A 21,296-nucleotide genomic window follows, 5' to 3' on the forward strand; every position below is an offset into this window, starting at 1 on the left:
TATGAGCCAGGCCAGCGCGCTCAGGGCGCCTACCCCCCAACCATTGCCGCCAACGGTCAAGGAACAGGCCCTGCGCCCGGAGGTCAATGAAGCCCATGTGCGCTTCATCGGCCTGGGCAAGACCTACCCTGGCCAGGCACAACCGGCCTTGCAAGGCATCGACCTGAACATCCGCCATGGCGAGATCTTCGGCATCATCGGCCGCAGCGGAGCCGGCAAGTCATCGCTGTTGCGTACCATCAACCGTCTGGAGCAACCCTGCCAGGGCCGAGTGCTGATCAATCAGGTGGACATCGCCCCCTTCGACGAAGACCACCTGGTGGCGCTGCGTCGGCGCATCGGCATGATCTTCCAGCACTTCAACCTGATGTCGGCCAAAACGGTGTGGCAGAACGTCGAGCTGCCGTTGAAAGTGGCCGGTGTGGCCAAGGCCGAGCGCCAGCGCAAGGTGCGTGAACTGCTGGAGCTGGTTGGCCTGCAGGAAAAACACCACGTCTACCCGGCGCAGCTGTCCGGCGGGCAAAAGCAGCGCGTCGGTATTGCCCGGGCGCTGGTACACGACCCCGAGATTCTGCTGTGCGACGAGGCCACCTCCGCGCTGGACCCGGAAACCACGGCCTCGATCCTTGAGCTGCTGCGCGACATCAACCAGCGCCTGGGGCTGACCATCGTGCTGATCACCCACGAAATGGCCGTGATCCGCGATATCTGCCACCGGGTGGTGGTGCTCGAGCGTGGCGAAGTGGTCGAACAGGGCGAGGTCTGGCGGGTGTTCGGTTCGCCTCGCCACGAGGTCACCCGCACCTTGCTTGCACCACTGCAGGCCAGGCTGCCTGCCGCGCTGCAAGCCAGCCTGCAAGCCAGCCCGGCGAGCCGCGACAGTGCCGTGGTGTTGAAACTGACGGTGCTGGGCGAACCTGAACTGTCTGCCCTGTTCAACGAACTGGGTGGGCGTGTGCGCTTGCTGCAGGGCGGCGTGGAGACCATTGGCGAACATGCCTTGGGCCAACTGATCCTTTCGGTGCGGCACTCGCCGCATGACACTCATCAATTACTGGAGCGCGCCCGCCGCTGGGCCGAGGACGTTGAGGTACTGGGCCATGTGGTTTGATCGCTTGCTGGAAGGTTTGCTCGATACCCTGCTGATGGTCGGTGTGTCGTCGCTGATCGCCCTGCTGGTAGGGGTACCGATGGCGGTGCTGCTGGTCACCAGCGACAAATGTGGCATCTTCGAAGCACCGCTGCTTAATCGCGTGTTGGGCGCCTTCGTCAACCTGTTCCGTTCGATTCCGTTCCTGATCCTGATGGTCGCGCTGATCCCCTTCACACGCCTGGTGGTAGGCACCACTTACGGCGTATGGGCGGCGGTGGTGCCGCTGACCATTGCCGCCACCCCGTTCTTCGCGCGGATTGCCGAGGTCAGCCTGCGCGAAGTGGACCATGGCCTGGTGGAAGCTGCGCAGGCCATGGGCTGCCGACGCTGGCACATCGTCTGGCATGTGCTCTTGCCTGAGGCGCTGCCCGGCATTGTCGGCGGCTTCACCATTACCCTGGTAACCCTGATCAACTCTTCGGCCATGGCCGGCGCGATTGGTGCGGGGGGGTTGGGGGATATTGCCTACCGGTATGGCTACCAGCGTTTCGACAGCCAAATCATGCTGACCGTGATCGCCATGCTGGTGGCGTTGGTGGCGTTGATCCAGCTGGGCGGGGACCGCTTGGCGAAGGGCTTGAACAAGCGTTGAATGCCGGGGGCTGCTTTGCAGCCCCAAGATCTCAATCCCAGCGAATATCCCCAGCCGGTACCGGCCGCCCGAACCAATAGCCCTGCCCCAGCTGACACTGCTCTTGCAGCAAGAAGCTGGCCTGCTCTGCCAGCTCGATGCCCTCGGCATGCACCTGCATACCCATGCTGTGGGCCAAGGCGATGATCACCCGCACGATCGCGATGTCGTCTTCATCGTACGGCAAACCGGCCACGAAGCCCTGGTCGATTTTCAGCTTCTGCACCGGCAAACGCTTGAGCCGCAGCAGCGACGAATACCCGGTGCCAAAGTCATCGATGGCCAAGGTCACCCCCAGCTCACGCAACCGGTGCAACTGCTCCAGTGCCACTTCCGGGTCTTCCATCACCGCGCTTTCGGTTACTTCGAGCTCCAGCAGGGCCGGGGCCAGGCCCGTCTCGTGCAGCACTTCGGCCACCTGCCGGTACAACTCGTGCTGGCCAAACAGGCGGCTGGAGATGTTTACCGCCACGAACGCCAGCTGCCGGCCTTCAGCCTGCCACTGCACCATTTGTCGGCAGGCCTGGCGCAGCACCCAGGAGTCGATCTCGGCAATCAGCCCCGTGCGCTCGGCAATCGGGATGAACTCGCCCGGCGGCACCAGGCCGCGCTGGGGGTGCTGCCAGCGCACCAGCGTTTCGACCCCGACTTGTCGGCCTGAAGCCAGGTCATGTACCGGCTGGAAGTACACCCGCAGCTCATCCTGCTCCAGGGCCCGGCGCAGCTCACCGGCGGTCTCTACCCGGTGCTGGGCATGGGCGGTCAGCTCTTCGGTATACAGCGCATAGCACGCCCGCCCGTTGCTCTTGGCTTTGAACAGTGCCGAATCGGCATTGCGCAGCAGTTGTTCGGCACTCAACGCGTCGCTGGGGAACAGGCTGATGCCCGCACTGACACTGATGAACAGGCGATGGCCATCGAACTGGAACGGCTCGCGCATACGCTCGATGATGCACTGCGCCAGCTTGCCCGCCTGGCCGACCTGCTGGCAGTTCTCCGCCAGCACGCCAAATTCGTCGCCACCCAAGCGCGCCAAGGTCACGCCTGCACCCAGTACCTCCCCCAGGCGCTCGCCCACCAGCTTCAGCAACTGGTCACCGATGGTGTGGCCCAGGCCATCGTTGATGCTCTGAAAGTGGTCCAGGTCCAGCAGCAACAGGGCACAACCGCGCTTGTTGGCCTGAGCCGCCGCCAAGGCCTGCTCGACGCGGTCGGTGAACAGCAGGCGGTTGGGCAGGCCGGTCAACGGGTCGTAGTGGGCCAGGTAGGCCAGTTCCTGCTCCGAATGCTTGATTGCGCTGATGTCACTGAATACCGCCACGTAATGGCTCAGTTCACCATCGTCGTCGCGAATGGCGCAAATGGTCTGCCATTGCGGGTAGATTTCGCCGCTTTTGCGCCGGTTCCAGATTTCCCCGCTCCACTCGCCCTTATCGGCCAGCGTGGCGAAGATCTGCTCGTAGAACGGCAACCCATGGCGGCCTGATTTGAACTTGTTCGGGCGCTGCCCGATGACCTCATCCTGCTGGTAGCCGGTGATGCGCATGAATGCGCGGTTGACGTGCACGATCAGGCCCTGGCGGTCGGTGACCAGCACCCCTTCGAGTGTGCTGTCGAACACCGCAGCCGCCATGCGCAGCCGTTCCCGGTCTTCGCAACGCAAGCGGGCACCACGGCCGATGAAGTTAAGCAGGTGCACCCGCGACACGTAAATCAGCAAAGCACTGAACAGCACCCACAGCACCACATTGATCTGCCGCCCCACGGTCAATGCAAGGGGATCGTCAGTCATGCCGTGCAGCACCACCTCGGCCAGCACCAGCCAGAGGATCGAGAGCACTACATACAGCGCAGCCATGCGCAAGGCGTCGCGAACGGAAACAGACATGTCGGGTGGGATAGCCCATCAGAAATAATGGGGCAGTATAAAGGCTGAAACATGTCGTGACCTCCTATCTGAACGGGTGACTGGTTTTATTTCCCTCCCGAGGGATAATCAGCCCCTCCTCCTGCATTCCGAGGGTTTTTACACCTATGTGGTACAACGGCCTGCTCGACTTGTCGGCCTGGCAACTGGTCGGCATCACTCTGTTGATGACCCATGTGACCATTGTCAGCGTCACGGTCTACCTGCATCGCTACTCCGCGCACCGGGCACTGGAGCTCAACGGCGCGCTCAAGCACTTCTTCCGCTTCTGGCTGTGGCTGACCACGGCGCAGAACACACGCGAGTGGACCGCCGTCCATCGCAAACACCACGCCAAATGCGAAACCCCCGACGACCCGCACAGCCCTGTTCACAAAGGCCTGAGCACGGTATTGCGCAAGGGCGCCGAGCTGTACAGGGAAGAGGCGCGCAACCCCGAAACCCTGCGCATTTATGGCAAGAACTGCCCGGAGGACTGGATCGAGCGCAACCTCTATTCGCGCTACAAGCTGGGCGGCATTGCACTGATGGCCGTCATCGACCTGCTGCTGTTCGGCACCATCGGTATCACCATCTGGGCCGTGCAGATGATGTGGATTCCGTTCTGGGCGGCCGGCGTGGTCAACGGCCTGGGCCACGCACTGGGCTATCGCAACTTCGAATGCCGCGACGCTGCCACCAACCTGGTGCCATGGGGCATCGTCATCGGGGGTGAAGAACTGCACAACAACCACCACACCTACCCCAACTCGGCCAAGCTGTCGGTCAAGCGCTGGGAGTTCGACATGGGCTGGGCCTGGATACGCCTGTTCTGCCTGTTGCGCCTGGCCAAGGTGCAGCGTGTGGCGCCGATCGCTCACCGGGTGGCGGGCAAGGCCAGCCTGGACATGGACACCGCCATGGCCATCCTCAACAACCGCTTCCAGATCATGGCGCAGTACCGCAAGCTGGTGATCGGCCCGCTGGTCAAGCAGGAGCTGGCCCGGGTAGACGCCTCGGTAAGTCACCACTTCCGCCGCGCCAAGCGCCTGCTGTCGCGTGAAACCAGCCTGCTGGAAGACCGCCACCACATGCGCATCGAGTCCATGCTTGCGCACAGCCAGGCGTTGAAGACCATTTACGAAAAACGCCTGGCCCTGCAGCAGATCTGGGCGCGCACCAGCGCCAACGGGCACGACATGCTAGCGGCCATGAAGGACTGGGTACACGAAGCCGAAACCAGCGGCATTCATGCCCTGCGCGACTTCGCAGCGCAGCTGAAAACCTATTCCCTACGCCCCTCCGGCGCCTGACCGCCGTTAGTCGGCATGCCCCCTTTCGGGGCATGCCGTTCGGAACTTCGCCCCCTCGCCACCACTCAAAATCGCACATCGCCCGCGTGGCGGGCAGGATGCTGGCCGCACGCTTTCAAGTCGAGACCCGATTCGTGCACATGGCCAAGAACATCCCCACGATCCTGCCCGGTACCCCGCCTCCTGAAGCCGCCCAGACTCTGCTGGCCTTGCTCCACGCCCAAGGCGAAGTCGCCCGCCTGAGCGAACGCGAGCAACTGTTCAGTTCACTGCTCGACAGTGTCAATGCGGTGCTCTGGGCCTTCGACTGGGAAACCCGCCAGGTGCTGTACGTAAGCCCCGCCTACGAGCGAATCTTCGGCCGCCCGGTCAGCCTGGTGCTGGCCGACTACAACGAATGGCGCGACAGCATCTACCCCGACGACCTGGAGTACGCCGAGCGCAGCCTGGCCCAGGTGCTGCTCAAAGGTTCGGTGGAAGACCGCGAATACCGCATTCTCAATGCCGACGGTCAACTGCGCTGGCTAAGTGACAAGTGCTACATCAACCAGCAGCACGACGGCGACCGGGTGATCATTGTCGGCATCGCCGAAGACATCACTGAAAAGAAACAGCTTGAAGGCGAGTTGCAACGCCTGGCCACCACTGACGTGCTGACCCAGAGCAGTAACCGTCGGCACTTCTTCGAGTGCGCCCAGCGAGCCTTTGACAGCGCCCGCGAAGACGGCACACCGTTGGCCTTTTTGCTGCTCGACATCGATGATTTCAAGCGCATCAACGACAGCTACGGTCACCAAGAAGGCGATCAGGTGCTACAACGCATCGCCGACAGCGGCAAGGCCGTGCTACGCCGTGGCGACCTGTTCGGGCGTATTGGTGGTGAGGAGTTCGCGGCGGTGTTCCCGGGTTGCAATGCCCAGGCGGCAGAACAGATTGCCGAACGCTTGCAGCGGGCGATTCAGCGTTTGAGCTTTAGCCATGAAGAGCAGGTGTACGGGGTGACAGTGAGCCAGGGGCTAACTGCGCTAACGGATGAAGATGTGACGCTGGATAGCCTGTATGCCCGGGCCGATGCGGCAATGTACCAGGCCAAACGGCAGGGCAAGAACCAGATCGTCTGCGGCTGACCGCAGCGCAGGCATGCGAGTCAGCCCCAACCGGTCGTTGCAGCGCTAATCAACGGATGCTTGATGACAAGTGAAGGCAATCCGAGCGCCTGCTTAACCTCGATTAATCAGGTGTTCCAGTCACTTGCCTAGCAACCTGGCCCAGAACCCACGTTTTTCGCGCTCGATTACTGGTGGTGATGGCAAATCCGCCTGCTCATGCAAAAACGCCTGTGGGTAATGCTCATGGCCGAGACAAAGCTGATCATCCAGTCCAAATACCTTGACCGCCGCCGCAGCCTCGACGCACCAGCGACCAAAATACGCACCGCCAGCAAAGTTCTCATCGCCATAGCGATACCAGTAGGGGTGCTTGAACGCTGCAGCCTGTTTGTACTTGCCAGACCGTGCACCATTACCGAGCTCAAGATACCAATGGTCAACAAAATCACGCAGCAGACTGGCTTGCTGGGGGCGCTCGGCATCGATCGCAGTTTGCAACCGCCCGTATGGTTTGGGGTAAAGCAACTCGCCGCCAATACACCGCTGTGGCGAACGGGTCGCTATTACGCGATCCAGCAGGCTATCTTCACCTTCGTTGCCCACCAATCGGACCAACCGCTGCCACTGCTCGTCGGGAATTTCCAATACCAGCGCCAACGCCACCACCCAGAAGCAAGTAATGTAATGGTCATAGTTAACTCGCCAAGCATTACGGGTGAATACCTGATCTTCGGTCCACTGCTGCGCACCTAATGCCTGAGAGCGTTCCCAGGCATCGAGCAGCCCAGGAAAGTAGCTTGCCAGCGACGGGGTTGGCAGACCCGCCGAATAGCAACGCAACATCTGATGCCAATGATCCTGCGCCAATTCGAACAGGTATTGCGGTGCATAGGATGGGTCGCCGAAAGGTTTGCTGGCTGTTTCCCAGCCAAGGGCGATGGATTCCTCACCGAAAGCGACCCACTCCGCCCAGTAGGCAGGATCGCCAAGAGGTGCACGCATTTTCATCACTTGATCCCCAGTAACTTGGAGGTAGCCGTCGGGTCGGCCACGTACTTGCCTGCCTTGTCCAACACCCCGACGGTCACATTGCCAAACGGGTCGGTATGAACCAACCACTTCTCAACGCGCCCGGCAGCCAGCGCTTGCCGGATATTTCTCGCTTCGCGCGCATCACCGCTTACCGACTCCAGAACGCGATTGTAGTTAGTGTTCGCCCCTGTCAACCAACTATCGCTCATCTGCATACCATCCTTGGTCTGCTTGAGCGTTGAAGAGCCAAACTTGTATTCAACAATCAGATAGTCCACATCAGGCTTGTTGACCTTGTACAAGTCATCGATGCCTGTCTGGCCGATGTCAGGCGCCCGACCAATTTTTTGCGCACCGGGCACGATCTGCTGAATGCGCTCGCCGCCCATCAGGTCGCCAACAATACTTTTCTGTGCATTGCTCAACGCTCGGAAGTCCATGATCGGTGTGCCGTTGGGGTTGAATTGCCCACCTTTGGCCAAGAGCTTTTCGAAACGCCCCATACCCGCCATGCTTTCCAGGCTGCTGGTGCTCAGCTTGATGCCGACCGTGGCCAACTTCACGCCGCCCTTGGCGATACCACCCGCCCCCGTAGCGATGCTGCCCACCTGCCAGACCAGCTCACCCAGGTCACGTCCGAGCTGCAAAGCCTGGTCGTCCCCGCCCTGCTCAAGGGCCAGTTTCATGCGGTCGATCTTGTCGCTCAGCTCATTGACCACCTGATCACCGAATGCCTCACGGGCTGCGCGATCGGTAACCAATGCCTTCATGCCATTGAGGCTATCGATTGGGTGGGCGAGCAACTGCGCTATCCCCTGGATATCGCTGAAACCGGCCTCGACCAAGCCAACGCCAATGCCCGTCTGGGTCAACAAGTCCTGCTTCTTGCTGATGAAGCCCCACTTGGCCGCGACCTGCATTTTGGCCAACAAACCGTCCGCCTCATCAACTTCCTTCTTCGCCTGCACCAGCTGCTGCGTGGCCAGCCAGTTGTTATCTACCGCCCCCGAGGCAGCGCCAGTCGCCGTCGCGGCATCCAGGCCGGTGGTAGCCGCAAGGCCCGTGACCAGGCTGACGATCAGGTTGCGCTTGGCCTCTCGCTCGCGCTCGCTTTCGGTAGGGCTGGCTTCAGAGAACAGCCCGGTCAGCAAGCTCGACGCTGCCGCGCCAGCCGCGCCGCTACCACAGCTCTGGCTGCTGGCCGCTGCGCCGGCGCAGGCAACGATGCCGTGCAAGGCCGCATGCAAGGGCGAGCCTTCGACAAGCGTGCCGTCGGCCACCAAGTCGCCGATGTAGCCGGCACCTTGCTGCTGCACATAGTTGACCACCATTCCTTGCAGGAAGGCGCCGTTGCCGGCACTGATATTACCGCTCGCAGCCGCCACCAGAGCGGTGGTGATCTGCCGATAGGTACCACCGGAGCCCCAGTTGCCGGCGATGCCGTCGGCCTGGCCACGCAGGCTGATGGCCTGCTCGCGCAGGGCCAAGGCAGCCAAGGGGTCGGTTGCAGCATCGGCTTTCGCATCCGCTTCAGCCGCAGCCTTGCGTTTCTCGTCAACTTCCTTGGCCTTGTTCGCCAGCAGCGTGCCGGCTTCGTTGGCAAAGGCATTGACGATCTCGAACCCGGCACGAATCTGCTCTTCATCGAAAATCGGCTTGAGCGCTTCGCTGCTGTCGCGATCGCTGGACACATCGCGGTTCAGCTCGGCAACCGTCTGTTCAGCGCCCTTGCCGGTGCGCTCGCGCTGGGCGGCTTCGTCAGTAATCAGGATCGACCCACCGCTGATGCCGCTGCGGGTCACGCTACTGGCACTGTCGCTGGCGCTGATCGCGATGGGCAGGCTCGCGCCCAGTTCGTCTTCATTGGTTGGCAGCTCGGTGCCGGGGCTGACCTTGCCGCCCGTCTGCACCTGGCCTTCCTGGTCCTTGCCCGCTGCCTTCCAGCCGCCACCGATGTTGAATGTGCTGGCGTCGTATTCGGCCTTGTTACGGATGTCGCTGCTGGTCAGGCTGGCGGTAACCAGACGGTTGTTGCCGTCCTGCACGGCCTTGTCGCTGCTGGCAATGACTGCGCCGACCAAGTCGGTGTTGCCGCCCACACGCACGTCGAAGCCACCATCACCGGCCTTGATACCGGACTGCTCGGTGACGCTGGCGTAGTCCGAGTCCATGTTGGTGCCGCCAAAGTTGGCACTGGCACCGTCCACCGACACCGAGCTGACGCCGGCACAGAACGGCGGGATGCACAGGCTGAGGCCAAAGCCCATGCTGCTCTCGTCAACCTTGAAGGTGTCGGTGTCTTGCAAGCTTTCGATGTTCAGATCACCGCCCACGTCGGCGATCACCTGCTGGCCACTGACCACTGCACCGCGCAGGTTGGTGTCGCCGCCAGAAATCAATGAAGCCGTGTTGCCCGCCTGCACATGGCTATTGGTGTGAGTCAGGGTATCGCCGTCGGCTTCGCCACGGTTGCCGCTCACCCCCAGGTCGAGGGTGAAGCCGTTGCGACTGCCCCCCAGCGAAAATCCAATGCCCACGCTGGCACTGCTGCCTTTGCTGTCGCTGTCCTGCTGGCTGGTGTTGCGTGCGGCAAGCAGGTTGATATCGCCATCGGCCACCAGCGAGGCGTCGCGGCCGGCACGAATGTCGCTGCCCTGCACGGTGATATCGCTGTCGCTACCCGCTCCGGTGGCGTGCAGGCGCACGTCGTTGCCAGCGACGATGGTCGAGCCCGCAGCAGCATCGCTGTGCTGCACCGTGGTGCTCTGCTGCTGTTTGGTACCCAGTGACAGGCTGATGTTGATACCACCGGCCATCCCCGGGTCCTGCGCTACGGCAGTTGCGGCATTGTTCACCGCCAGTGCCGTGGTCGCCGCCGCCAGCGCCTGCATGCGGCCATCCTCGGTTTTCTTCGAGGCGTCGTGCATCTGCTGGCTGGTCTGGATGGCACTGATGACCGGGTTGGTGATGGTCAGGGTGAAACCGGTCTGCTTGAAGCGTGTTTCACGGGTGCGTTCGGTGGTTTCACGGGCTTCGGTGATTGCAATCTGCTGGGCCAGCACGTCGATGTCGCCCTTGGGCGCCATTACATCACTGCCCACCTGGCGGTACTGGCGGCCGGCGTCGATCAGAATGTCGCCCTCAGTGCTGCCGACGGTGCTGGCACGTGCGGTTTCGCGGGTGGTGAGGTCTTTGACGCTCTGTTCCTGGGTGCCCAGGGTGACCGCAATACCGCCACCGCTGAATAGGCCACTTTTCTTGGTGGCCTTGTCATGGCGCTCGCTGCTGCTTTCGCTGGCGGCCTCGATATTGATATCGCGGTCAGCCGCCAGCACGGTCTGGCTGGTGGATACCACATCGCTGCCGCGCACGTTGATGTCGCGGCCCGCTTGCAGGTAAGCCTGCTCGGCACTGAGCGTGCTGCCACTGGCCTGGGTCTGGCTCACGGTGTCGCGCAGGGTGGTGGTCTTGCTGGAGAACAGCCCGTTGCTGCCCTTGAACTTGTGGGCTTCATCGGCGAACTGGTACTGCTCGGATGCGGCCAGTGTCAGGTCGCGCCCGGCTTCGGCCAGCACCATGCCTTCTTCACTCCTAAAGGTAGCGCCTCGGGCCGCAATATCCTGCCCAGCCTGAACCCGCAGGTCGCCGGTAGCCTGCACCGTACTGCCAGCCTCACCACGGCTGGCCTCGTTGCGCCAGTTGCTGGAGTTCCACACCAGCGACTGCTGGTGGCTTTCGCCAAGCGTGGTCAGGTTGACGTCACGCCCGGCTTCAAGCTGAGTGACGCCCCCTGCGCCGGTGTTGACCACCTGGGCTGCAGCCAGGTTTAGGTCGTTGCCGGCCGACACCCGCATCGTGCCCTCGGCGCCGCTGACAAACAACCCGGCCACCCGCGACACGTTGGTGCGGCTGCCCTGTTCGCTGCTGCTGTCGCGGGTCAGCGAACGCACGTTGATGTCCTGCCCGGCGTCGATGGCCAAGCTGTCGGTGGCACCGATCAGGCCACCGAGGTTATTGAGGCTGTCGCGGGTCTGCAACGACACATTGTTGGCCTGGATGCGCCCACCGAGGTTGTCGATGTTCTGCGCGGTCAGCGCCATCACGCTGCGCCCACCCAGGCTACCACTGTTGAGCAAGTCGCTGCTGAGGTCGAGCTTGAGCTGTTGGCCGGCGATCAGGGCACCATTGCCGGTGAGGTCGCCTTCACGTACCCGCACGTAGACCTGCGGCACCAGCACCTGGCGCGTCTCGCCATTGGCCAGGGTTACCGAGCGCTGCACCAGCCAGACGATATCGCTGGTCAGCTGGGCCATCTGCCCGGCAGTCAGGGCAACACCCGGCACCAGGTTCCAGTCGTTTGCCAAGGTAACGGCATTATCGATCAGGGCCCGGTACTGGGTTTCGTCGCTGGCATAACCGTCGAGGAAGCGGCGCCCAGTGAGCTGGGCAATCTGTTCGCGGATCAGCTTCTGTTCGTAGAAGCCATCGCCCAGGCGCAGCTGGGTGGTGGCCGGGTCGACCTTCAGGCGGTCGAGCATGTAGTCCGACGACAGCCACTGACGGTAGCTGGTGAAGCGCGGGTCCGACTCGATCAGGTAACCCTGGGTGCCTGCAGGGTTGGTCTGGAACAGGCTGTTGCTCGGCAGCGCCAGGCTCGGCGCGCCGCTGCGTACCAGGTCGGCCACGCCCTGGCCGTCTTCGAGTTTCACCTCTACCACGGCGCCCACCTGGTGCTGCTCGCTGACCTGGGCGTCCACTTGCCCGACTGCCGCGACCTGCTGGCCCACCGCCTGCTGCTCGCGCCCGTTGATCTGGGTGCCGCTGCCACTGATGGTGGCGTGCTCGCCATACTCGGTGGGGGTGAGGTCGATGTCCTGGATTAACGGTGCGGGGCGATAGGCGGTGACGCTGGTGCCTTGGCGGTCGCGCCCCTTGCGCTGAATCCGGTAGAAGTTGGTGGCGGTACCGGCGTCGGTGGTTACACGCTGACCATCCACCTCGGTGTTGGTCACCGTGGCCGCCCCGGCCTGCAGCAGGCCACCCGCGAGGATGCGGCTCTTGTCGTTGTAAATCGAGTCGCCGCTGAAGGTGAGGTTGCCACCGGCCAGGATCTGCCCTGGTGCCGAGGTCAGGATGCGGGTTTCGGTCACCGTACGGGTGTAGTCGTAGCGGTTGAAGTTGTCGCGGGTACCCGTCGGTGTGCGCAGGTGGTCGACTTCGTCGTTGTAGACGCTGACCTCGTCAGGCCTGTAGCGGTTCGGCGAGCCACTGATCTGGTACTCGCGCAGTTGCTCGCTGCTGACCTGCACCTGGGCGGTACTGAAGTGTTCGTTGGTGTTGCGCAATGCGGCCACTGCCAGGCGCAGGTCACCCAGGGACTCGACAGTGGCACTGGCATTGCGCAGCTCTGCGGCACTGCCGGTGGCATGATCGTCGGCATCGAGTGCACCACCAATGGCCAGATCGCCGGCGCTGAACAACAGCGCGTCTTCGCGGTTGTCGATGGACTGGGCGCCGATGTCCAGTTGCTCGCGGGCAGCGATCACCGCCGCACGCCCCTGCTCGTCGCGGTTGTTCAACGCGTTGGCAGAGATGGCCAACTGATCGCCGTAAACGCGCCCGGTGCCAAGGTTGTCGAGGGTAGCGGCCTGAAGCCGTACGTGCTGGCCGTCGAACAGGCCCCGGTTAGTCAGTTGGCCACCGACGCGCACATTCACTGCAGTGGCAGACAGCTCGCCGCTGGCCTGGTTATCCAGCGCCTGGCTGCTGAGCGCGAGGGTTTTGCCGGCCAACAGCTGGCCGCTGTTGCTCAGGCTGCCGCCAATGGCGATGTCCAGCGTGCCATTGGCTTGCAGGCGCCCGCGGGTGGTCAGGTCGCCCTGCTGGCGCAGGATAAGGTCGCCCAGGCTCAAGGCTTGGCCGCTGCCGCTGAAGTAGGCGGCATTCATCGACAGCAGGCTGCCTGCCAGCAGGGTACCGCTGCCATTGTCGATGCGCAGGCGCGTGGCGTTGCTGTCACGGTCGGCCAGCAACAGCTTGCCGCCTGCCGAAACCAGGCCTGCATCGTTGTTCAGGCCAGTGCTCAGGCCCAGGTCGATGTCGCTGTCGGCGCGCAGTGCGCCCGAACGGTTGTCCAGGCTGTCGGCGCGCAGCAGCAGCGAATGGCCTTCAGTGCCATGGTCCAGGCCCCCACTCGTGCTGTTGTCCAGCTGCACCGTGGTCAAGGTGAGCTGCCCGGCGCTGCGCAACAGGCCGTTGCGGTTGTCGACCGTGTTGGCCTGTTCGAGGGTCAGCGCACCACGTGCCTGGACTTCGCCCGTCTGGTTATCCAGTTGGGCGCCGGTCAGACGCACCGTGCTTTCACCGATGATCTGGCCGTGGTTCACCAGGGTTTCGGCAGCCAGCAATACGTCGCCCTTGCCGGCGATGAAACCTTGGTCGTTGATCAACTGTGCGCTGTGCAGTTGCACTTCACCCTGGCCGACGATGCCCTGGGTGGTGCCGGAATCGCTATTGCGCAACGCCTTGTCGCCGGTGTCGACCAGCAGGCGACCACCGGCCTGGATCAAGCCAGCGGCATTGAGCAACTCGCCACTGCGCAAGTCGAGCGTGGCAGCAGCATCGAGGGTGCCACCGCCGTTATCGACACTTTGACCGCGACTGTCGAGCAACAGGTTTCGGCCACTGACCACACCTTGACGGTTATCCACACCCGCTGCACTCAGCTGAATGTCCCCCGTCGCTTCCAGACGCCCGCCCAGGTTGAGCAGCCTGTTATCCAACATGAGCTGCAAGCCGGCATTCACCGACCCGAGTACCCCGCCGCTGTTGTCCAGCTGGCCGGCCATCACTTGCATGGCCTGGGTGGCCGCCACGGTGCCGGCCAAGTTGCTCAGGCGCTGGGCCTGTATGTTCAAGGCGCCACCAGCGCTGAGGGTGCCGTCGTCGTTGAGCAACTCACCCACGTTGAAACTGGCCGCACCACCGGCGGCAAGCGTGCCACCGCGGTTGTCCAGGTGCTGGGCACTGCGCACTTCGAGGGAGCCGCCCTGCGTGGCGATGACCGTGCCATCGCGGGTGTCGAGGGTACGCGTGTCGAGCACCAGCTTGCGGGCCTGGGTCTGCCCCTCGGCGAGTACGGCGTCCTGCGCCGTCAGCTGCAAGCTGCCGTTACTGGCCAAGGTGCCCGCCTTGCCGTCGAACTGATCGGCCTGCACCGTCAGTTGCCCGCTGCCGGCGTGTTCGACCTTGCCTTGCTGGTTATTCAGGTGGCTGGCTTGCAGGGTCAGGTCCTGACCATTGCTGGCGATGCGCCCGTCGTGGTTATCCAGCGTGCCTGCGGCCTGGATGCTGGAAGCGCCTTGGCCCGTCTGCACCAACTCACCACCGACGTTGGCAATGTGCTTGGCCGTCAGTTGCAGGTTACCCACGTTGACCTTCGCACTGTCGCTGCGCAAGGTGCCAACGGCGCTGGCATTGAGCGTGCCTGCACTGTTGATCTGGCTGTCGGCCAAGTCCAGGTCACCTTGAGTTGCATTGAGCCGCATGTCACCGGCCTGGGCCTGGCTACCCTGCAGGTCGATGCTTTTGCCTTGCAGGTCGAGCGTGCCGCTGGCATGGACCTGGCCATTGGCCGCGATCTGTTCTGCGCTGGCTTGCAGGCGGGCATTGCCACTGGACTTGCCTGCGCTATCGACGCCAGCCGCCAGCAAGGAAGCCTTGCTGTTGCTGAGCGTGGCGGCCTGGATATTCACATCGCCTTGGCCAGCCAGCACGCCACTGTTTGTCACGCTACCGGCGCTGGTCACCTCCAGTGAGCCTTTGGCATACGCACTGCCGCTGTTTTCAACAGCTCCGGCCGCTACCTGCAAGGCACTGGCACTGCTGATCGCCCCCTGGTTGACCAGCTTGCCATCGGCGCTGACCACCACGTCACCGGCCATGGCGCCGATTTGCCCGGCGTTGCGCACGCCTACGCCGGCCTCGGTGCCCACCAGCTTGATCTTGCCGGCGTACATGCCTCCCAGTGCAGCCACATCAATTGCCACTTCCGGCTTGGCGCTGCCGTCGTCTGCAAGCGCAGTAGCCTGGGTGTTAGCTGCATTCACCTGATTGCGCCCGGCGGTGACTTTCAGGTCGCTGGCCCACACCCCGGCGTTTACCTCGACGGTGCGTGCAATCAGGTCGGTGTAGTCACTGTCACGGGCATCCAGGCCCTTGCCAGAGATGCTCAAGGTGCCGCCTTCAACGCGGTAGCCGGTGATCTGGCCATTCTCCAGCTGAGCACGCCCGGTGGTCAGCGTGGAGCGGTCGGCGTTAATGAAGCCGCAGCCGTCACAGGTAATACCCGCCGGGTTGGCGATCACAACCTCGGCGCGCTTGCCGGCCACTTCGACATAGCCGCGCAACTGGCTAGGGTTGCTGGCGTTGACTTCGTTCAGAATGACACGCGCACTGCCATTGCCCAGGTACGGGTTACCTTCGACCCAACCGCCCAATTGCGTCTGGCTATTGCTCCCGGCGTTGTTGAGGATGGCACCTCGGCCATCGACGTCGAACTGGTTGTAGGTGTTGTGCGAAACACCTGCTGCACTGGGCGCCTGGATGTTGACCAAAGGTGTGCCGTTGGCGCTTTCCATCACCATCGGCCGCTGGCCGCCTGGAGCCGATGGGTCGGCAACAATGCCCGCAGCCCAGGCCGGCGCAGCACTCAGGCTTACCAGGCCCAGGGCGCCCATCACGGCAAAGCGCAAGCGGCCCAAGGTTGCGATGCACTGTCCGGCACTGTGTCCTGGCGCCTGCGTGTTGCCCGGCGCCTTGCCCTGCGCGCTGACATTTTCGGCCACCACCATGAGCAGGCCGCGCGCCTTGTTGAAAACGATCCGGTAAAGGTGCTTGTTCATTGCAACTCCCTTTGCGCTTGCAGGTCAGCCAGCGGTGACGACGGGGTGGGCGGCAAACCAGGCACGGGCCTGTTCGGGGATCACGCCGATGCCATGAAATGTCTTGATCTTCAGGCCACGCTGTTCGCCCTTGTGGTAGAGCGCGCGGGCACAGCTGTTGGGGAACACGCGGCTTAACAACAGCCGGCTCAGCACCTCGGTGTGGCCAAACGGCGCAACCCAGTCGTTCACCCACAGCCGCTGGCCGCTGCACCAGTCAGCGTCGTCCATCTCGATGGGCGAACGCGTCAGGTAGCGGCGCTCGGCTGCCTCGTCCAGGCTTAGCCACGACAGGTAGAACACCGGCTTGCCACCCTCGCTGCCCAGCACGAACTGGCGGTGCTTCAGGGCCGGCAGCAGCAGGCTCGACAGGGTGTGCAGCGGCACATCACGGTGCGCTTGGGAGTGCATCCACAACCAGGTGGCGCTGCCCAGCGCCGTGGCCTCGTTCCAGGGCTCGTCGAACACGCCAGGGGCCGTGATCTCAAAGGTGTCGAATCGCATGGTGGGCCCTCAGAAAGACAACGCGACGGTAAAGGCGCTGGTGAAGTGGGCGGTCTCGAAACCGTCCGGCTTTTTCAGCGGCGTGCCCCACGACCAGTCGTAGGACAGGTTACGGTACCCGCCGCGTACTCCCACCACAGCGCCGGCCAGGCGCCGGCCAACCAGGTAGTCGGCGGAATTGCCGCCCACCTCGCCGTAATCGATACCGGTGTAGAGCTCCTGGCCGCTGCTGCCCAGGGCCAGGCCCAGTTCGTTGCTCAAGGTCCAGCCGCGGTCGGCGGCCAGAATGTTTTCACCATCGAAGCCGCGCACGCTGTAGCGCCCACCGATGCTGAAGCGGTCCTGGGGAACCAGTTCGGTACGGTTCCACTGCGCGCGCCACGCACCCAGATAGCGTAAACGCTGGTCATAGGCGCTGAACGGCACTTGCCACTGGGCATCGGCGAGGATGATTTTCGAGCGCGACGAGCCGTCTCCAATCGCCTCTTCAGGAGCCTCCAGCGAGCCATGGGCACCGGTGCCGCGGCGGTAGCTGGCCCCCAGGTCGAGGGTGGCCGGCCCGATAAACTCGCGGTGGTTGAAGCCCGCCTGCCAGCCAGCCATGCGCCGGTGCTGTTGCTGAATCTGCGTGTCATCGATGAAATTGTCGGACGAGCGCGTCCACAGGCTGCTCCACAGCGTGGTCTTGCGCACGGCATCGCGGTAAACCAGGCGCGACAGGCGCAGTTCGTTGTTGCGGCTCTCGCCGCGGTACTGGAAGCTCTGGTTAACCCCGGCCACATTCTGGTGGTAGTCGTACTCACTGCTGGTCACCGCCAGCTGCCAGTAACCGAAGGGCACCGAGTAATGCAGCGTATGGCCCTTGGAGCCTTTGTCGCCGGACTCGCCACCGCCCAGGTCATGGTTGAAACTGGCATAGAACAGGTCGTTGAGGCTCAACGGGTTGTCCAGCGACAGCGCTACGGCGCCCTGGTATTTGCCGGTTGTCTTGCTACCGCCGTTGTCCACCGACAGGCTCAGGCGTGCCGGGAAGCGCTGGCGCCATGCAATGATCACATCGCTCTCGCCGGGCTTGGCCTTGCGGCCGCTGGCGGGGGCAATGCGGATATCGGCTTCTGCGGTGGGCACACGCTTGAAGTTCTCCAGCGCTTGCTCGATATCACGCAAGTTCAACAGGTCGCCGGGCTGAGCCGGCATGGCGTTCCACAGGTTGGCCCGGCGGCTTGTGCCTTCGGCGAAACGGATATCACCAATACGCCCCGGCAGCAGGGTCAGTACCAGGATGCCGCTGCTCAGGTCCTGTGCTTCGGCCAGCACCCGGGTGGTGACGTAACCCTTTTCGATAATCGCATTCTGCATGCGCTTCATGGTGAGGTTGATAGCGCCCGACCCCAGGCAGCGCCCCAGCGCGGGGTCACCGTTGGGGTTGGCCGCCGCCAGGGCCCACTGGAACTGCTCGGCGGCGTCGCCGATCAGGCGAATGTCGTTGATCCTGAAGCACGGGGTTTCCCGGGCAGGCAGTATTCCGTGCGCGGTGGTGGGCGCTTCCAGGCGAACATCCGGCTGGGCTTCAAGCTGCTCACGCAATGCCCGTTCGCGCTGCTGTTGGCGCAACAGAGGATCGTCGGCTGTGGCAGCAAGGCTGCTTTGCGCTGCGCTCAGGCAGCCGGCCAGCAGGAGCAGGCGGAGGGCGATGGTAGGCATATCACATCCTTGTGGACCGATAAGTACGGAGGCGTTTATCGGGCGATGTGACGGGCGAGAGCAGGAAAAGTTGCAGTAGATGGGAAGAAAATTGGTGAAAAATAGCTTTTTGTGAAGCAATTCCCACACTAAAAGTCGTGTTTTGTCGCAACTAACACAAAATTAAGCAGCGGCCGGGTAGCGGGGTCAGGGCGCTGCGCGACTACCCTGGAGGCGCACAGCGCATGCAAACGCTTAGGCAGTCGGCTCGGTTGGCTCGGGCTGCTCGGGGGGCGTCGGTTCGTCGATTGTCAAGGGCGCCTCGGCCAACTGCACGGGGTTCGCTTCGGGGTTTTCCACCTTGCGCAGCCGGTTCAGCGCTGGCAACCCAAGCTTGAGCAAGCGCGCGGTCTTGCCACTGGCCACCTTCTCCATCCCCTGCTCGGCCGGCAGCCGTGACAACTGCCCAGCCAGGTTCATGGCCAGAATCTCCCGCGAATAGACACCACCGCCAAGCTGGTAAATGGCCGCGATCAACTCCCGCAGCGTCAACGGCAAGCGCCAGCGGGTACGCAGCGCCGAGCCGAACGCCGCACCAAATTCGTCAAGCGACAGCTGCACCTTGTCCTCGTCCAGCTCGCCGCCGGCCAGGCGCCACTCCTGTAGGCAGCGCAACACCGCCAAGTCCCCCAGGCAATGCAGCAAACCCGCGCAATAACAACGCCCTTCGTCCAGTTCGAGCATGCGCGCCAAGGTACGGCCATATTCGGCAGTGTGCAGCGACAGGTCCCAGTAACGGGCGGCATGTTCCGCCAGCAACGGGTCGCTGAGGCGTGCGCTGCGCTTGAGGGTCATGCCCAAGATCAGGTTCATGCTCTGGGTACTGCCAAGCTTGTTCAAGGCCTGCAGCAACGTTTGTACCGGGGCGTCACGGTGCAGCGCGGCGCTGTTGGCGGCGGCAATCAACACGGCGGTAACCTGAGGGTCGTTACGCACTTCCTCTTCGAGCACCTTCAGGTTCAGGCCCTGGGGGTTGAGCGCTCGCTTGATCGCCACCTGCACATCGGCCAACAGCGGCCCACCATCGGCGGTAGCACGGCGCTGCTCAAGGTAAGCGGGCAGGCTGGCGCCAGCCGGCAAAGCCGGCACCGGGCAGGCGATTTCTTCGCCAACGGCCACCAGCAGCTCTTCCAGGCGCTTGCGCAGGTTGTCCAGGTTCAGTGGTTTGCTCAGGTAGGCGGTGGGGTGCAGAGGCAACACCTCGCGCACACTGGCGCTGTCGCTGCGGTTGCTCATGAGGATGAACGGCAAGCCCGGCCCTTTGGCGCGGACCTTGCGCAGCAGGTCCAGGCCGTCGACACCGGCCAGCTCGCGGGCGGCGATGATCAGGTCAGGCTTGTTGGCCAACAGGTTGAGTGCCTGCGAGCCGTCGGCGCATACCTGCAGCCGGGCATCACAACGCACGCTGAGCAGCATCTCGCTGAGCATGTCACGTACCCAGGGATCACCCTCGACAATCAGTACGTGTGGTGCGGTGGGGTTTGCAGCGCTCATCGCCAACAGCTCCTGATTAGCCTGACACACAGTCCGTCGCAGCTTCCAAAGCAAATCCTCCGCTAACGATAGCGCCCCAGGGCTTTTCTGGGCACAAAAAAAACCCGCCGAGGCGGGTTTTTTCTGAAGCGCGTCACATCAAGCGAGTTCAGCGAAGCACTCTTCGATGATGGCCAGGCCTTTGTCCAGCAGGGCGTCTTCAGCAGTCAGCGGTACCAGGATACGCAGGACGTTGCCGTAGGTGCCGCAGGACAGCAGGATCAGACCCTTGTCGCGTGCCTTGGCAACAACCTGGCCAACAGCAGCAGCGTCCGGGGTATGAGTGCCTTTCTCGAAGACTTCGACAGCAATCATCGAGCCCAGACCACGGACGTCGCCGATGATCGGGAACTTCTTCTGGATTTCGCGCAGGCCAGTGGTCAGGCGCTCACCCACAGCCTTGCTGCGGTCCAGCAGTTTTTCTTCTTCGAACACTTCGATCACGGCCAGAGCCGCGGCGCAAGCGATCGGCGAACCGGCGTAGGTGCCGCCCAGGCCGCCTGGCGCGATGGCGTCCATGTACTCGGCCTTGCCGCACACACCGGCCAGCGGGAAGCCGCCAGCGATGGACTTGGCGAAGGTGGTCAGGTCAGGCGCAACGCCCATCTGTTCCATGGCGAAGAAGGTACCAGTACGGCCAGCGCCGGTCTGTACTTCGTCGGCGATCAGCAGGATACCGTGCTTGTCGCACAGCTCGCGCAGACGCTTCATCAGCTCTTTCGGCGCTGGCAGGAAGCCGCCTTCGCCTTGTACTGGCTCGAGGATGATCGCGGCGATGTCGCGTGGCTCGGCGTCGTTCTTGAAGATGCGCTCGACCGAGGCGATGGCGTCGTCAACGCTGATACCGTGCAGTTCGCTCGGGAACAGGGCGCGGAAGATGCCGCCTGGCATCAGGCCCATGCCAGCGGAGTACGGTACGACCTTGCCGGTCAGGCCCAGGGTCATCATGGTACGGCCGTGGTAGCCGCCGGTGAAGGCGATGACGCCAGCGCGGCCAGTGGCAGCACGGGCGATTTTTACGGCGTTTTCAACGGCTTCGGAGCCGGTGGTGACCAGCAGGGTTTTCTTGTCGAAGTCGCCTGGTACCAGCTTGTTGATCTTTTCGCACAGCGCTACGTAGGGTTCGTAGGCCAGCACCTGGAAGCAGGTGTGGCTGACTTTGGTCAGCTGATCTTGCACGGCTGCAACCACTTTCGGGTGCAGGTGGCCGGTGTTCAGTACTGCGATGCCGCCGGCGAAGTCGATCAGTTCGCGGCCTTCAACGTCGATCACGGTCGAGTTCTTCGCGGTGTCGACGAAGATCGGGTGGATTTGGCCGACGCCACGTGGGACGGCAGCTACACGACGTTGCATCAAGGATTCGTTGGTCTTGCTCATAATGCCCTCATTGCGCCGACAGGAATGGCGCTTTTATTCGGGGGTGGCTGGGA

At 63.1% G+C, this 21,296-nt stretch carries 11 protein-coding genes; 4 read left to right on the plus strand and 7 right to left on the minus strand.

Going from position 1 to position 21,296, the window contains the following annotated elements:
- Window position 1: 1 nt before the first annotated feature.
- Both D8767_RS28255 and D8767_RS28260 read left to right on the plus strand, forming a co-directional pair.
- A complete protein-coding gene (locus D8767_RS28255) occupies window positions 2–1,111 on the plus strand; it encodes a methionine ABC transporter ATP-binding protein (protein ID WP_016714440.1) in 1,110 nt (369 codons plus the stop codon).
- The gene (locus D8767_RS28260) at window positions 1,101–1,745 is read left to right on the plus strand and encodes a methionine ABC transporter permease (protein WP_016714439.1); all 645 of its coding nucleotides are present in this window, start codon (window positions 1,101–1,103) and stop codon (window positions 1,743–1,745) included. The genes D8767_RS28255 and D8767_RS28260 overlap by 11 nt, the downstream gene beginning before the upstream one ends.
- 31 nt (window positions 1,746–1,776) lie before the next feature.
- On the opposite strand, the gene dibA is transcribed toward D8767_RS28260, so the two are convergent.
- Entirely contained in the window at window positions 1,777–3,672 is a 1,896-nt protein-coding gene (gene dibA, locus D8767_RS28265; RefSeq protein ID WP_016714438.1) for a phosphodiesterase DibA, read from the minus strand.
- A gap of 146 nt (window positions 3,673–3,818) precedes the next feature.
- Between dibA and desA the strand changes: the two genes are divergently transcribed.
- Entirely contained in the window at window positions 3,819–5,003 is a 1,185-nt protein-coding gene (desA, locus tag D8767_RS28270; RefSeq protein WP_019096488.1) for a delta-9 fatty acid desaturase DesA, read from the plus strand.
- A gap of 98 nt (window positions 5,004–5,101) precedes the next feature.
- Window positions 5,102–6,130 carry a sensor domain-containing diguanylate cyclase gene (locus D8767_RS28275; RefSeq protein ID WP_016714437.1) on the plus strand — a complete coding sequence of 343 codons (1,029 nt, stop codon included), beginning with the start codon at window positions 5,102–5,104 and terminating at the stop codon, window positions 6,128–6,130.
- Window positions 6,131–6,250: 120 nt separating this feature from the next.
- Here the strand turns inward: D8767_RS28275 and D8767_RS28280 are convergent, their stop codons facing one another.
- From D8767_RS28280 to gabT, 6 genes are all read right to left on the minus strand, one after another.
- Window positions 6,251–7,120, minus strand: coding sequence for a PoNe immunity protein domain-containing protein (locus D8767_RS28280; protein ID WP_016714436.1), 870 nt, complete (start codon window positions 7,118–7,120; stop codon window positions 6,251–6,253).
- Window positions 7,120–16,047: a hemagglutinin repeat-containing protein gene (locus D8767_RS28285; protein ID WP_122048511.1), complete on the minus strand. Its 8,928-nt coding sequence runs from the start codon at window positions 16,045–16,047 to the stop codon at window positions 7,120–7,122. The genes D8767_RS28280 and D8767_RS28285 overlap by 1 nt, the downstream gene beginning before the upstream one ends.
- 24 nt (window positions 16,048–16,071) lie before the next feature.
- Complete coding sequence (locus tag D8767_RS28290; protein ID WP_016714434.1) at window positions 16,072–16,590, minus strand: toxin-activating lysine-acyltransferase; 519 nt, start codon at window positions 16,588–16,590, stop codon at window positions 16,072–16,074.
- Window positions 16,591–16,599: 9 nt separating this feature from the next.
- Entirely contained in the window at window positions 16,600–18,294 is a 1,695-nt protein-coding gene (locus D8767_RS28295) for a ShlB/FhaC/HecB family hemolysin secretion/activation protein (protein WP_016714433.1), read from the minus strand.
- A gap of 234 nt (window positions 18,295–18,528) precedes the next feature.
- Window positions 18,529–19,827: a response regulator gene (locus tag D8767_RS28300; RefSeq protein ID WP_016714432.1), complete on the minus strand. Its 1,299-nt coding sequence runs from the start codon at window positions 19,825–19,827 to the stop codon at window positions 18,529–18,531.
- Window positions 19,828–19,965: 138 nt separating this feature from the next.
- On the minus strand, window positions 19,966–21,243 hold the full coding sequence (gene gabT / locus D8767_RS28305; RefSeq protein ID WP_016714431.1) for a 4-aminobutyrate--2-oxoglutarate transaminase: 1,278 nt from the start codon (window positions 21,241–21,243) through the stop codon (window positions 19,966–19,968).
- Window positions 21,244–21,296 lie beyond the last annotated feature (53 nt).

The sequence above is a fragment of the Pseudomonas sp. LTGT-11-2Z genome, from assembly GCF_003691445.1.
Lineage (GTDB): Bacteria > Pseudomonadota > Gammaproteobacteria > Pseudomonadales > Pseudomonadaceae > Aquipseudomonas > Aquipseudomonas monteilii.

Coding starts and splice junctions, on each gene's coding strand:
- D8767_RS28255 (WP_016714440.1), top strand. CDS start 2: ATGAGCCAGGCCAGCGCGCTCAGGGCGCCTACCCCCCAACCATTGCCG.
- D8767_RS28260 (WP_016714439.1), top strand. CDS start 1,101: ATGTGGTTTGATCGCTTGCTGGAAGGTTTGCTCGATACCCTGCTGATG.
- dibA (WP_016714438.1), bottom strand. CDS start 3,672: ATGTCTGTTTCCGTTCGCGACGCCTTGCGCATGGCTGCGCTGTATGTA.
- desA (WP_019096488.1), top strand. CDS start 3,819: ATGTGGTACAACGGCCTGCTCGACTTGTCGGCCTGGCAACTGGTCGGC.
- D8767_RS28275 (WP_016714437.1), top strand. CDS start 5,102: ATGCTGGCCGCACGCTTTCAAGTCGAGACCCGATTCGTGCACATGGCC.
- D8767_RS28280 (WP_016714436.1), bottom strand. CDS start 7,120: ATGAAAATGCGTGCACCTCTTGGCGATCCTGCCTACTGGGCGGAGTGG.
- D8767_RS28285 (WP_122048511.1), bottom strand. CDS start 16,047: ATGAACAAGCACCTTTACCGGATCGTTTTCAACAAGGCGCGCGGCCTG.
- D8767_RS28290 (WP_016714434.1), bottom strand. CDS start 16,590: ATGCGATTCGACACCTTTGAGATCACGGCCCCTGGCGTGTTCGACGAG.
- D8767_RS28295 (WP_016714433.1), bottom strand. CDS start 18,294: ATGCCTACCATCGCCCTCCGCCTGCTCCTGCTGGCCGGCTGCCTGAGC.
- D8767_RS28300 (WP_016714432.1), bottom strand. CDS start 19,827: ATGAGCGCTGCAAACCCCACCGCACCACACGTACTGATTGTCGAGGGT.
- gabT (WP_016714431.1), bottom strand. CDS start 21,243: ATGAGCAAGACCAACGAATCCTTGATGCAACGTCGTGTAGCTGCCGTC.